This is a genomic window from Actimicrobium antarcticum (assembly GCF_039536745.1).
GTDB classification, from domain to species: domain Bacteria; phylum Pseudomonadota; class Gammaproteobacteria; order Burkholderiales; family Burkholderiaceae_D; genus Actimicrobium; species Actimicrobium antarcticum.
Genome location: NZ_BAAAZE010000016.1, coordinates 166,320 through 179,655 on the forward strand (window position 1 = coordinate 166,320; position 13,336 = coordinate 179,655).

The 13,336-nt window shown below is 56.9% G+C and carries 14 protein-coding genes; all 14 read left to right on the top strand.

Features of this window, described 5'->3' with window-relative positions:
• Nucleotides 1–163: 163 nt before the first annotated feature.
• The 14 genes from ABD720_RS19025 to cheD all read left to right on the top strand — a co-directional run bounded on the left by ABD720_RS19025 (nt 164) and on the right by cheD (nt 13,322).
• The gene (locus ABD720_RS19025) at nt 164–313 is read left to right on the top strand and encodes a hypothetical protein (protein WP_344765788.1); all 150 of its coding nucleotides are present in this window, start codon (nt 164–166) and stop codon (nt 311–313) included.
• A 224-nt stretch (nt 314–537) separates the two neighbouring features.
• On the top strand, nt 538–855 hold the full coding sequence (gene flhD, locus ABD720_RS19030) for a flagellar transcriptional regulator FlhD (protein WP_344765789.1): 318 nt from the start codon (nt 538–540) through the stop codon (nt 853–855).
• Nucleotides 856–923: 68 nt separating this feature from the next.
• Nucleotides 924–1,478, top strand: a complete 555-nt coding sequence (gene flhC / locus ABD720_RS19035; RefSeq protein WP_344765790.1) for a flagellar transcriptional regulator FlhC — start codon at nt 924–926, stop codon at nt 1,476–1,478.
• A gap of 51 nt (nt 1,479–1,529) precedes the next feature.
• Entirely contained in the window at nt 1,530–2,300 is a 771-nt protein-coding gene (locus tag ABD720_RS19040; protein ID WP_344765792.1) for a class I SAM-dependent methyltransferase, read from the top strand.
• A 302-nt stretch (nt 2,301–2,602) separates the two neighbouring features.
• Nucleotides 2,603–3,463 carry a flagellar motor stator protein MotA gene (gene motA / locus ABD720_RS19045; RefSeq protein ID WP_344765793.1) on the top strand — a complete coding sequence of 287 codons (861 nt, stop codon included), beginning with the start codon at nt 2,603–2,605 and terminating at the stop codon, nt 3,461–3,463.
• 35 nt (nt 3,464–3,498) lie between these two features.
• Nucleotides 3,499–4,488: a flagellar motor protein MotB gene (motB, locus tag ABD720_RS19050; RefSeq protein WP_344765795.1), complete on the top strand. Its 990-nt coding sequence runs from the start codon at nt 3,499–3,501 to the stop codon at nt 4,486–4,488.
• Between the two features lie 46 nt (nt 4,489–4,534).
• Nucleotides 4,535–5,083, top strand: a complete 549-nt coding sequence (locus ABD720_RS19055; RefSeq protein WP_344765797.1) for a chemotaxis protein — start codon at nt 4,535–4,537, stop codon at nt 5,081–5,083.
• A gap of 90 nt (nt 5,084–5,173) precedes the next feature.
• The gene (locus ABD720_RS19060) at nt 5,174–5,539 is read left to right on the top strand and encodes a response regulator (RefSeq protein ID WP_344765799.1); all 366 of its coding nucleotides are present in this window, start codon (nt 5,174–5,176) and stop codon (nt 5,537–5,539) included.
• Nucleotides 5,540–5,618: 79 nt separating this feature from the next.
• Nucleotides 5,619–7,805: a chemotaxis protein CheA gene (gene cheA / locus ABD720_RS19065; RefSeq protein WP_344765801.1), complete on the top strand. Its 2,187-nt coding sequence runs from the start codon at nt 5,619–5,621 to the stop codon at nt 7,803–7,805.
• 13 nt (nt 7,806–7,818) lie between these two features.
• Entirely contained in the window at nt 7,819–8,331 is a 513-nt protein-coding gene (locus tag ABD720_RS19070; RefSeq protein WP_344765803.1) for a chemotaxis protein CheW, read from the top strand.
• A 173-nt stretch (nt 8,332–8,504) separates the two neighbouring features.
• Nucleotides 8,505–10,217 carry a methyl-accepting chemotaxis protein gene (locus tag ABD720_RS19075; protein ID WP_344765805.1) on the top strand — a complete coding sequence of 571 codons (1,713 nt, stop codon included), beginning with the start codon at nt 8,505–8,507 and terminating at the stop codon, nt 10,215–10,217.
• A gap of 36 nt (nt 10,218–10,253) precedes the next feature.
• Nucleotides 10,254–11,804, top strand: coding sequence for a methyl-accepting chemotaxis protein (locus tag ABD720_RS19080; protein ID WP_344765807.1), 1,551 nt, complete (start codon nt 10,254–10,256; stop codon nt 11,802–11,804).
• A 19-nt stretch (nt 11,805–11,823) separates the two neighbouring features.
• On the top strand, nt 11,824–12,705 hold the full coding sequence (locus tag ABD720_RS19085; RefSeq protein WP_344765809.1) for a CheR family methyltransferase: 882 nt from the start codon (nt 11,824–11,826) through the stop codon (nt 12,703–12,705).
• Nucleotides 12,706–12,713: 8 nt separating this feature from the next.
• The gene (cheD, locus tag ABD720_RS19090) at nt 12,714–13,322 is read left to right on the top strand and encodes a chemoreceptor glutamine deamidase CheD (RefSeq protein ID WP_344765811.1); all 609 of its coding nucleotides are present in this window, start codon (nt 12,714–12,716) and stop codon (nt 13,320–13,322) included.
• The last annotated feature ends 14 nt before the right edge of the window (nt 13,323–13,336 follow it).

Consider the following 13,336-nt stretch of genomic DNA (forward strand, 5'->3'; position numbering starts at 1 on the left):
TAATTGCCTGACCTGATCGGATGCAGGCGTTCGAGGCATTGAAAATAAATTCACCGTTAACCCTAAAGTTTCGTTTTTGGCTGCCGTTACCTTATTTATGGCCCAAAAGTAGTTTGAAATTAATTTGTGTTCAGCCCTAAAGTTTGCGAAAGCGCTGCCGTTAATGAAACAGAAGTCGGCACTGAGCGTTGCTTTTGCGGTGAAATCAGGATTTTTCGACGAAATAGTTCAATTATTTTTTGGCGGAAACTCTCAAAGTTTCTCTGAAAAAAGGTTTGCGGCGGGGTTGCAGGTACTTGTTTTTATTTTATGAAAATGGTCCGAAACCCAATACCGTAGCCGAATGGCACATTGCGTCCAGCGGTGTGACCCGCCAATGATCTGGCGCTTGTAGGACAAAATCCGTCAACTCGCATGGCTGTGTTTCTGTCAAGAAATACGGCCACATACCCATTCCCGTTCCTGTTGTACCCCATCAGAATGCATTCACTGGCTGAGCAAAACCGCTTGCCAGGCCAACCGCTGAGGGGCAAGACAATGGATACGAACGTGATGATGGCTGAAATTCGTGATGCTAATCTGGGCTACCTGATGTTGGCTCAGCAAATGATTCGCTCCGACAAGGCAACCGCAATCTTTCGCCTTGGAATCAGCAGCGAAATCGCTGACCTGATTGCCGGCCTGAACAATGCCCAAATCCTCAAATTGTCCGGTACCAGCATGATGCTGGCGCGCTTCCGTTTCGATGATGGCGCCATCCTCGGCATGCTGACCAACTACAACAAAGACCGTGCGTTGTCCCAATCACATGCTGCCATCCTGATGGCCAGCCAGCGCGTCGAAGAAATTGCCTGACCTGAAGTATCGGTTAGCAAGTTAGTTGGGACACGTAACCAATCAAGCAACATCGTCGAGGTGACATCATGGCAAAAAAAAGCGTCGTAACAGAATCCCATGAGATCCAGTTGGCGATCGAGCTGATCAAGCTGGGTGCCCGGTTGCAGCTGCTTGAATCGGAGACATCGCTGTCTCGCGAGCGTTTGCTCAAATTGTACAAAGAACTAAAAGGCGTGTCGCCACCGAAAGGCATGCTGCCCTTTTCCACCGACTGGTTCATCACTTGGCAGCCGAATGTGCACTCCTCGCTGTTCATCAATATCTACAAGTTTCTGCAGGAGCATGCCCACATCACCGGCATCGAGGCAGTGGTGAAGGCGTACAAACTCTATCTGGAGCAGATGGGCCCGGAAGGTAGTGACGAGCCCGTGTTGTCGCTGACCCGCGCCTGGACGCTGGTGCGTTTTTTCGATAGCAAGATGTTGACGACTGCCTGCTGCACCGACTGCAGCGGTCATTTCGTCGTACATCAGCATGACCTGAATACCGGCTACGTCTGCGGCTTATGCCACATGCCTTCCCGCGCCGGGAAAACACGCAAGGCCAAAGAAGCTGCTCAGGCTATCGTTGCCATGATGTGATCCTGTTGGCATGATGTCGTAGGCATCATGTTTTCATTAAGGATCTTCGCTTTGCCATTTATTTCCTCTGTGTTGAGCGCGCCCGCGATCCGGGCGCTGTGCCTGCAATTCCTCTCCTTTTTCGTCGTTGCCCTGTCTCAGATCCTGCTCTGGAAGCTGGCGGGTATTGCGTGGCCGATTCTGGTAGCGGCGTTCATGCAGGGTGTGCTGGCAGCGGCTTTGTCGCGCTGGTGCCGGCTGGCACCGTGGTGGTTGCCGATGCAGTTGCTGTTCGCTCCCGCACTGGTGACGATGTTGTGGTTGCACTGGCCATCGTGGATCTTCATGCTGGTGTTTCTGTTGCTGCTAGGTGTGTTCTGGAGTACCTATCGTACTCAAGTACCGTTGTATTTTTCCGGTCCGCGGGTCTGGCATGCGGTGACGCAGATCTTGCCCGAGCGTCCTCTGCGTATGATCGATGTCGGCAGCGGCATCGGCGGATTGGTGCTGGATCTGGCGAGGCACCGTCCCGATAGCCGTTTTTCAGGTATCGAACTGGCGCCGCTGCCATGGCTGGTGAGCGTGCTGCGCGCGCGCTGGCAACGTAGTACGGCATGCTTTCTGCGCGGTGATTATCACGCGTTGGATTTCGCTGCTTACGATGTTGTTTTCGCCTATTTGTCGCCAGCTGCAATGCCGGCGCTATGGACCAAGGCGATGGCGGAAATGACGGCCGGTTCGCTGCTCATGAGCTATGAATTCGCGATTCCGGGCAAGCCTGCCGACGCCGTGTTGCAACCAGTCACCGACGGACCAAAACTCTTTGTCTGGCGAAAAAACTAGCGGGATCCGCACGTCATTGAAGACAAGTGTGTGATGACGGCCTCACTTTGATGTCATTCAAATAATGATCAATTTCGATTCCATCAAATAGCCATTAATATCGCTGTTTTGCATTCAGGTGTAGTGTTACCTGTGGTAAATTCTTACTGCGTCAAATCGAGACTTCTTACATTTGAAAACGCAGTAAGTCGGGTTGGTCTCCGGCAGTTATTTTTGCAAAAAGCCTGTATGCACGTGTTCTGCCAAGAGTAATCTCACAAACCACGAGTGGCATTGCCCTCAACATCGACCGGAGCACGTACTTGTTAGTCATCATTGGATATGTCGTTGTCATGTTGTCGGTGTTTGGCGGTTTCGCCATGGCCGGTGGCCACCTTGCTGCGCTCTGGCAGCCGCTTGAATTGCTGATGATTGGCGGCGCCGCCATCGGCGCATTCCTGGTCGGAAATAACGGCAAGGCGATGAAGGCGACCCTGCAAGCAGTGCCAACCTTGTTCAAGGGATCCAAGTTCACCAAGTCGCTCTACATGGACCTGATGTCGCTGATGTTCGAGATCCTGACCAAGGTGCGCAAAGAAGGCCTGATGTCGATTGAAGGTGATGTCGAGAAGCCGGAAGAAAGCCCGATTTTCAGCAAGTACCCCAGCATCCTGCATGACCACCATGTGGTTGAATTCATCACCGATTATCTGCGTCTGATGGTGTCCGGAAATATGGACGCATTCCAGATCGAAAATCTGATGGACAACGAAATAGAAACCCATCACCACGAGGGTGCGGTACCGGCCCATTGCATCGCGAAACTCGGTGATGGTTTGCCTGCGTTCGGTATCGTTGCCGCCGTGATGGGCGTGGTGCACACGATGGAATCTGTCAGCTTGCCGCCGGCCGAGCTCGGCATGCTGATTGCGCATGCGCTTGTGGGAACCTTTCTGGGTATTCTGCTGGCGTATGGTTTCGTTGGCCCGCTGGCCAGCCTGCTGGAACAAAAGCTTGACGAATCCACAAAAATTTACCAGTGCATCAAGGTGACTCTGCTGGCCAGTCTGAATGGCTACGCGCCGGCACTGGCCATCGAGTTCGGCCGCAAGGTGCTGTACTCCACCGAGCGTCCTACTTTCGGTGAGCTCGAAGAGCACATCAAGCAGTCGAAATCCAAGTAATCGAGCGATCATGACAACTTGCAACGGGACCGATCATGGCTGACGAAGGCACTCGCCCGATTATCGTCAAGCGTATCAAGAAAGTCGCCGGCGGCCACCACGGCGGCGCCTGGAAAATTGCGTATGCCGACTTCGTAACCGCGATGATGGCGTTCTTTTTGCTGATGTGGTTGCTGGGTTCGACTGCCAAGGGCAGCCTCAGTGGCATTGCCGAATATTTTCAGACGCCGTTGCTGGTCGCCATGGGCGGCGGCTCGGGTTCGGGCGACAGCTCCAGCGTGATTCAGGGCGGCGGCAAGGACCTCACGCGCAAGGATGGCCAGGTCAAGCGCGGCGAAAGCGTCGCGCCGAAAAAAACCTACAACATCAAGGCCGCCCAGGAGGCGATGGAAAAAATCGAAGCTGGTCAGCTCAAGGCGCTCAAAGGTCGGATTGAAGCATTGATCGAATCGAATCCGACGCTCAACAAATACAAGAACCAGCTGTTACTCGATATCACCAGCGAGGGTTTGCGGATACAGATCATCGATGAACAGAATCGTCCGATGTTTGCATCTGCCAAAGCCGAACTGCAGCCCTACACCAAAGACATCCTGCGCGAAATCGGATTTTCGCTCAATGATGTGCCTAACAAGATCAGTCTGTCGGGTCATACCGATGCCTCGGTGTATTCGAGTGGCGACAAGGGCTACAGCAATTGGGAACTGTCGTCCGATCGGGCCAATGCCTCGCGCAAGGAACTGATTTTTGGCGGCATGAATGAGAGCAAGGTCTTGCGCGTGGTCGGCCTCGCCTCAGCCGTGCTGTATGACAAGGACAACCCGTTCAATCCGATCAACCGGCGTATCAGCATCATTGTCATGAACAAGAAGGCAGAAGATGCGGCTGCCAACGAAGGCGCGCGATCCATCACCGTGACCAATGGCGACGAAGAAGCGGTTGATCCGGCGTCTGCGCCGCAAATTGCGCCGGCATCGCCAGCGCCGACGCCGGCGGCAGTCGCCAAGCCGCCAGCGCCACGATAAGTCTGCCTACCATGCTGATCGATATGTTTGCCAAAAGGATAGCTTGATGACGCAAGACAACCAGCTGGCCCTAAACCTGAGGCAATTACTGAATTCGGTTGCAGACAAAGGGGGCTCGCACCTCACTGAAGTCAATACCGACCTGGCGCAGACCGCCTTGTTGCTGACCGAGGCTATCGAAAAACTGGGGTCGAGCTTCATGTCGATCCACGCTGTCATCGGTGCCCAGCAGGAGGCGATCGCCTTGCTACTCGACGCCGGGACTGCTGGCGCCGGGCAGCAGGCTGCTCTGCAATCAATGCGCCTGGAAATGGACCGGCACGTCAATGCCGCGATCACTGGCTTGCAGTTCCAGGACATGACCAGTCAGCTCCTGCAGCGCACTCTGGGGCATGTCGATGGCGTGCGCGGCGTGCTGGAAGTTCTCGGCGAGACGGCAGAAAAAATCATTCACGAAGATCACGAAGGACGACTCGACATCTTGCTCGCCAAAGCCAATGAGGCGGTCGCCGAGCGCAGCGTGCATCCTCACGGCACTGCGCGCAAAGCAGTCAATCAGACGCACATGGAGTGCGGCGACATCGAATTGTTCTGAATTCACGCGCTCGTTGCGAGCGACTACCGCATCACGGCATCCGGGCCTTATCCGGAAGGCATAACAGCACAACAGCACAGCGGAGCACACATGGCAAAATCGATACTCGCAGTAGATGACTCTGGATCGCTCAGACAAATGGTGGTATTCAGCCTGAAAGCGGCAGGTTATCTGGTGACCGAAGCCGTGGACGGTCAGGATGGTCTGGACAAAGCCAAGGCGCAGGCGTTCGACCTGGTGCTGACCGACCAGAACATGCCGCGCATGGATGGCCTGACCCTGATCCGATCGCTGCGCGCATTGCCCAGTTATCAGCGTGTTCCGATCCTGATGCTGACCACCGAGGCCAGTGATGAAATGAAAGCCCGCGGACGCGCCGCCGGCGCCAATGGCTGGCTGGTCAAGCCGTTTGATCCGCAGAGGCTCACGGAAGTGGTGAAAAAGGTGATTGGCTGATCATGCTTGGGCAACCTTGTTCATATCGACGTGCGCTTGCAGAGCATGGGCAGGCATTGTGGATTAACGGAGTGCATCAATGACGATCGACATCAGTCAGTTTTTTCAGGTGTTCTTCGAAGAGACCGAAGAATTACTGGCAGAAATGGAAAAGCTGCTGCTGGCGGTCGACGTCACTGCGCCTGACCCGGAAGATCTGAATGCGATTTTCCGGACTGCCCATTCCATCAAGGGTGGCGCATCGACTTTCGGGATCACCGATCTGGGCGAAGTCACGCATGTACTCGAGACTTTGCTGGATCGCATCCGCAAAGGCGAGGCCGCATTGACCGCCGAGCATGTCGAAGCCTTCCTGAGTGCCAAGGATATTCTGAAAATGCAGCTCGACGGACACCGCCTGGGTACTGTCGTGGACCAGGACGCGGTGGGCGATATTCGCATGCTGCTGCAGTCGCTGTCGGAGCGGCACGTGCCGATGCCTGTCATTGCGCCAGTTGCACCCAAGGCGGTAGCGTCAGGCAATGTCAATTATTCCCATCGCTTCCATGTTGAATTACCGGCCACGACGAGTGTGCGAGATGTCGACGCGCTGGCTAGCGAGCTGGGACTGCTTGGTACCATTGCACGGTCGACGCTGCCGGACCAGCGTGCGGTATTCGACTTGTGGACCAACGAGTCGGTCGACGATATCATCGCTCTCTGCTCGTTCGTGCTGGACCCTGCCGACCTGAAAATTACCGCGCAGTCAGTCGGCACGACGGACAGCGATGCAGAGCGTGGCTACGGTTTTTTCGAGCCGCTGGATAGCCGTTTCGGTCAGTTGATACCGGACGAATCAGTGCGATCGGCGGGGGCCGATGACGCGACGCAGCAAGCCCGGGAGGAGCAACAGGGCTACGGATTTTTTGCACCGTTCGTGCCACTCGGACAATCTGATGCAGCTGCCGAGGTGTCGCCAGAGACCGAAGTGGAAGCGATATATGTCGGCAATGACGGGTCTCCGGATGTGCCGCAACTGATCTCCGAGGCCGAGAAACGCACGCATCAGCGCCGGGAACCAGAAAAAACCACGTCCGCCGAAGGCAGTTCGATCCGCGTCAGTATCGAAAAAGTCGACCAGCTGATCAATCTCGTGGGCGAGCTGGTCATCACGCAGGCCATGATCGAACAGCGCACTGATTCGCTCGACCCGATGCGACACGAACGCTTGCTCGACAGCGTTTCGCAACTCACCCGCAACACGCGCGATCTGCAGGAAGCCGTGATGTCCATCCGCATGATGCAGATGGATTACGTGTTCTCGCGCTTTCCACGCATGGTGCGCGACCTGGCCTCCAAGCTTGGCAAGAAGGTGGATTTCGTGACCCACGGCGCGTCTACCGAACTCGACAAGGGCCTGATCGAACGCATCGTCGATCCGCTGACCCACCTCGTGCGTAACAGTATCGATCACGGTATCGAGACGCCCGCCATGCGGCTCGCCGGTGGCAAGAACGAAGTCGGCCGTCTGTCCCTGTCGGCGGGCCATCAGGGCGGTAATATCATCATCGAAGTCAGTGACGACGGCGGCGGCCTGAACCGTGAGCGTATCTTGCAAAAGGCGTCTGAAAACGGCTTGCCGGTGTCCGATGCGATGACCGACCCCGAGGTCTGGCAGCTGATTTTTGCCCCCGGCTTTTCGACAGCGGATACCGTGACTGATGTCTCGGGTCGCGGTGTCGGCATGGACGTGGTCAAGCGCAATATCACCGCAATGGGCGGCACCGTCGACATACGTTCTGCCAAGGGGTTCGGCACCACGATATCGATCTCGCTGCCGCTGACGCTGGCCATACTGGATGGCATGTCGATCCGGGTTGGCGACGAGGTGTACATCCTGCCACTGGGCTATGTGGTCGAATCGCTGCAACCGCGCGCCATCGATGTCAAGGAAATCAGCGGTCAGGGCACCGTCATCAAAGTGCGCGGCGAATATTTGCCACTGATTCCGTTACACGCGATGTTTGGCATTGCACCACGCTTTACCCATCCTTCCGAAGGTATCGTCGTCATCCTTGAATCGGACGGACGCAAAGCAGGACTGTTTGTCGATGATCTGGTCGGCCAGCAGCAAGTTGTCGTAAAAAATCTTGAATCGAATTACCGCAAGGTGGCAGGCATCTCCGGCGCCACCATTCTGGGCGACGGCGGCGTGTCGCTGATTGTTGATGTTGCCGCGCTATTACGTTCCAGTCGTCAAACTACTGACGACGCCACCTTCTACTGAAAAGGATATTGTCATGTCAGATTCCGCAACCATCAATAACCAGCTCCACGGCGCAAAGTCGGCCTCGGATATCGCCTTGAACGAATTCCTTGCCTTTACGCTGGGCAAGGAAGAGTACGGCATCGATATTCTGAAGGTCCAGGAGATTCGCGGGTACGAAGCTGTCACCCGTATCGCCAACGCACCCGAGTTCGTCAAAGGCGTTGTCAACCTGCGCGGCATCATCGTGCCGATCGTCGACATGCGCATCAAGTTCAATCTGGGCGAGCCAACCTATGACCAGTTCACGGTCGTCATCATCCTCAACATCGGTGGTCGCGTGATGGGCATGGTGGTCGATAGCGTCTCGGACGTCATCACTCTGTCGGCAGAACAGATCAAACCGGCTCCGGAGATGGGCACCGCTTTCAACACCGATTACCTGATCGGCCTGGGCACACTCGACGAGCGCATGCTGATCCTGATCGATATCGACAAACTGATGTCATCGGATGAAATGGGACTGATGGAGAAGATTGCTGCTTGACCTGAAGATGAAGTCACATTGAATCTGGCTGGATTCAATGTGGGTTCAAACCTGATTCAAGCCCGTCCAGTCATCTGTGACCAGCCTGGCCACGAGCCGAGCAAGCACCCGACCTAGGCACGATAACTTCGTGTCTAGGGTCCTGGAAATGACATTGAAACTGGAGTATCACCATGAATTTTCGCAGTCTTCGTATTGGCAGCCGGCTTGGTGTTGGCTTTGGCAGCATCCTCGTGATTCTGGTGCTGGCGCTGGTCGCAAGTAGCGTTCTCGATGCAAATAACAAGCGTGCTCTATTCCGGGGACTGGACGCGGCAAATAACAAGCTGGCGCTCGCCGGTGCCATGAAAACTGCGCTGCTCGAAGCGGGCATTGCCATGCGTGATATCGGCCTGCAATCGGAGTTGAGCGTGATGCAACGCGACGAGCAGATCGTCAAGTCGTCACGCGCCCGCTATGCCGAAGCCCGCGCCAAACTGGAGGCGCTCGGACTCATCGATGCCGAGAAAAAAATGCTCGCCGAGATTGCCCGCCTCGATACCGAACTCGATGCGCCGCTCAAGGGTGTGATGCGGCAAGTGATGGCCTTCAACAGTGAAGAGGCCATCAAGATCATCGCCAGTACCATCGATCCGCTGAGCCGCCAGACCCTGATCGAGATCAACCGGCTGGTCGAATTCCAGCAAGCCGCGTTATTGCAAGTGAGGACGAATTCGGCGGCGGACGACGTGCGCCAGGTTCAGTTGCAAGTGCTCAGTGGCGCCATCGCGGTTGCGATCGGTATCCTGCTGGCGTGGTTCATCACGCGCAGCATCACGCATCCGTTGCAGGAAGCGGTCGTGATTGCGCGCAAGGTCGCCAACGGCGAACTCGATTCCGGAGTTGCCGTGCCGGTAGGCCGGGACGAAATCAGCGAACTGTTGTTGGCCTTGCATGAGATGCGCGACAACCTGCAGAAGATCGTCAGCAAGGTGCGCAGCGGCACCGAAACGATCGGCGTGGCCTCGCGCGAGATCGCCTCGGGTAACGCGGACCTGTCGTCCCGTACCGAGTCGCAGGCAAGTTCGCTGGAGCAGACCGCGTCGTCGCTGGAAGAACTGACCGAGACCGTACGCCAGAATGCCGGCAATGCGCAGCAGGCCAACCAGTTGGTGATTGCCGCCTCCGGGGTCGCCGCCAAGGGTGGCGCGGTGGTGGATCAGGTAGTCAGTACCATGGGAGCGATTGCCGCCAGTTCGCACAAGATCGTTGACATCATTGGTGTCATCGACGGGATCGCTTTCCAGACCAATATTCTGGCGCTCAATGCGGCCGTCGAAGCGGCCAGGGCCGGCGAGCAGGGGCGGGGATTTGCGGTTGTGGCATCGGAAGTGCGCAGTCTTGCGCAACGCTCCGCAGCGGCTGCCAAAGAAATCAAGTCGCTCATTTCCGACTCGGTCGCACAGGTCGACGCCGGTACGCGACTGGCTGATGACGCCGGCAAAACCATCCATGACATCGTCAGTTCGGTCAAGCAGGTGGCAGACATCATGAGCGAGATCACCGCTGCCAGCCAGGAACAAAGTGCCGGCATCACCGAGGTCAATCAGGCGATCGCCCAGATGGACGAAATGACGCAGCGAAATGCCGCGCTGGTTGAACAGGCGGCGGCCGCCGCAGAGAGCTTGCAGGATCAGGCAGCCTTGCTGATACAGGCAGTGGCATCGTTCAAGACGCAGGACGGCGTGGTGTCGTATCCGGCTGGCATGGCATCTCCGATGCCAGCTTTGCCGCAGCAGGCGCAGCGTACTCCGGTGGCTGCAGTTGCTCCGCGCAAGGCGATGGCATCGACCAGGAAAAACAGTGCACCCGCTCACGCCAATCAGGATGAGTGGGAAGAATTTTGAACACCATGTTTGCTTGAAAAAAAGGCACTAGTCGAGATGAATGCGCACCATAGAACCCACGTCCTTGCAGTCTTTGCTGCATTGGCAGCCGCCGGTCTGATCGCAGGACTGGTGCAATTGGTGTCGCCCGCACTACCGGGATTGCTGCTCACGGCCGCGGTGGCGTCGGTGGTCGGTGCCAGCGTGGCGCTGCTGGTCAGCGCGCAGCGTGATCGTGGCACGGAGTTTGTTCAGCGTGTCGGTGAAGAGATCGATCACATCATGATCGGTGCGGCCGAAGCGTCATTTTTCATCGAGTCGGTCAAAAAGAAAATCGACCTCGATGTCACCAGTACCGATGCCATTGCCGTCAGCGCCGGGCAAAGCGCCAGCGTCACCGAACAGATCGCCGCAAATGCCGAACGTGCGTTCGCGGTAGCAGGCGAAGTACGCGGCGAAAGCGTCGCTGCCCGCGCTGCCACCGAAAAGGTGCTGGCCGAAATTCGCGGTGCCGAAGCCGATGCACTGGCCGCCTCCGCGCTCATGGCGGTGTTGCAAAAGAAGGCAGGTCAAATTTCCAGCATTACCGAAGTGATCAATGAAATCGCCGCGCGCACCAATTTGCTGGCGCTCAATGCCGCCATCGAAGCAGCCCGTGCCGGAGAGCACGGGCGCGGCTTTGCGGTAGTCGCTGGCGAAGTGCGGCAACTGGCTCAGCGTACCCATCTGGCCACCGACGAGATTGGCGCGATGGTGCGCGAGATCAACCAGCAGGCCGTGCATGCAGCCGGTGGCATGACGGCCCTGAATCGGCGCGTCTCGGGTGCTGCCAGCGAGGTCAGCGAAGTCAATCATTTCCTCGGCAATATCGAGCGGGCCGCCACCACTGCCGAAGATGAAGTACGCCAGATTGCCGGTGCCTCGCGCGAGCAGGTAACCACCAGCCATGAAATCAGCAGTGCGATCGAAGCGATCCGTGACAGCATGGCGTCGACCGAGTCCGACCTGCCCGCCGCAGCAGCTGCGGCGATGCTGCTGTCGGAGCGTGGCGAGGCAATTTTCGATGCGCTGTCACACTCCGAAGCAGCGACCCGTCATGATGCGATTCGGGTGTGTGCGCTGGAAGCGGCGAGCCAGATTGGTAGCCTGATGCAGGCCGCGATTGCCAGCGGCCAGATCACACGAGAAGCACTGTTCGATCGCCACTACGTGCCGATTCCGCGCACCGATCCACCCAAGCACAGCACGCTGTTCGATACCTGGACAGATCGTGTCTTGCCGGCCGTGCAGGAAGCCGTCTTGCGCGCTACGCCCCAGCTGGCGTATGCCGGTGCGGTGGACAACAACGGTTATTTCCCGACGCATAACCGCAAATTTTCGCAGCCACTGACTGGTAACTATGACGTCGATCTGGTCAATAACCGCACCAAGCGCATCTTCAGTGATCGTACCGGCAAGCGTTGCGGTGCCAGCACAAGTCCGTTTTTATTGCAGACCTACAAGCGCGATACGGGCGAGGTGATGCATGACCTGTCGGTGCCGATCATGGTCGACGGCAAGCAGTGGGGCGGTTTTCGTATTGGCTACCGATCCATCCAGAATAACTGAACCTGCCAGGAAGAACGATTTGAAACCCTCCGGTAACGTCAAGCAGGAAACCAGCAAAGAGTTCGATTTCACGGCGCGTGACTTCGAGCGAGTACGTGCGCTGATCTATCAGAAGGCGGGGATCGCCCTCGCCGAAAGCAAACAGGAAATGGTCTACAGTCGTCTGGCAAGACGCTTGCGCGCGACCGGCATCAGCTCGTTCGCGGCGTATCTCGACGGGCTGGAAGCCGGTCGTGATGCCGACGAGTGGGAAGCCTTCACGAATGCATTGACGACCAACCTGACCTCGTTTTTTCGGGAAGCGCATCACTTTCCGATTCTGGCCGAGCACCTGAAGTCGCGTACTGGCCAGCTTGATCTGTGGTGCTCTGCCAGCTCCACCGGCGAGGAACCGTATTCGATGGCGATGACTGCCTGCGAGGTGTTCAACACACTGACACCACCGGTACGCATTGTCGCCACTGATATCGATACCAATGTCCTCAACACCGCCGCCAATGGCGTCTATACCGCCGATCGCCTCGACAAGATGTCGCCCGAACGGGCCCGCCGGTTTTTTCAGCGTGGCAAGGGCGAGCAGGAAGGCATGGTGCGCGTGCGCCAGGAATTGCGTCAGCTTGTCACGTTCAAGAAGCTCAATTTACTGGCGGCCGACTGGGCCTTGAAGGGACCGTTCGATGCAATCTTCTGCCGCAATGTGATGATCTATTTCGACAAGCCGACCCAGGGCAAGATACTGACCCGTTTTGCGCCATTGATGAAGCCGGACGGCTTGCTCTTTGCTGGGCATTCCGAAAACTTTTTGTACGTGTCGGACGCCTTCAGATTGCGTGGCAAGACCGTCTATGAGCTAGATACCGAACCCGGCGAGAAAGGACGCAGCGCTCTGCGCCACGCGTAATCAACACCATGTCCAAAACTAACGCCGAACAGTTCGCTTCCAATGTCTATTACGACCGCACCTTTGATTGCGATGCCGCCAAGATCCTGCCGGGCGAGTACTACTTCACGCCGAAGGACATGATGATCGTCACGGTGCTGGGCTCGTGTGTCTCGGCCTGCATTCGTGACCGCGTCAACGGCATCGGCGGCATGAACCACTTCATGCTGCCCTACGGCGGCACGGACCTCGACAGTCCGGTGTCGGCATCGATGCGCTACGGCACCTATGCAATGGAAGTGCTGATTAACGAATTGCTGAAGGCTGGCGCGCGGCGCGAAAATCTCGAAGCCAAGGTGTTTGGCGGCGGCAGCGTGCTGCGCGGTTTCAATGCCATCAATGTCGGCGAACGCAATTCGGACTTCGTGCGCGCCTACCTGAAACTGGAAAACATCCGCGTGGTTGCCGAAGACCTCAACGATATTCATCCGCGCAAGGTGTATTACTTTCCGCGCAGCGGTAAAGTCCTGGTCAAAAAGCTCAAGCAACTCAACAACAACACGCTGGTCAATCGCGAGCAGGATTATGCGAGCCGGCTGCAGTCGGCGCCGGTCTCTGGCGATGTCGATTTGTTCTAAGGAAAACGCACATC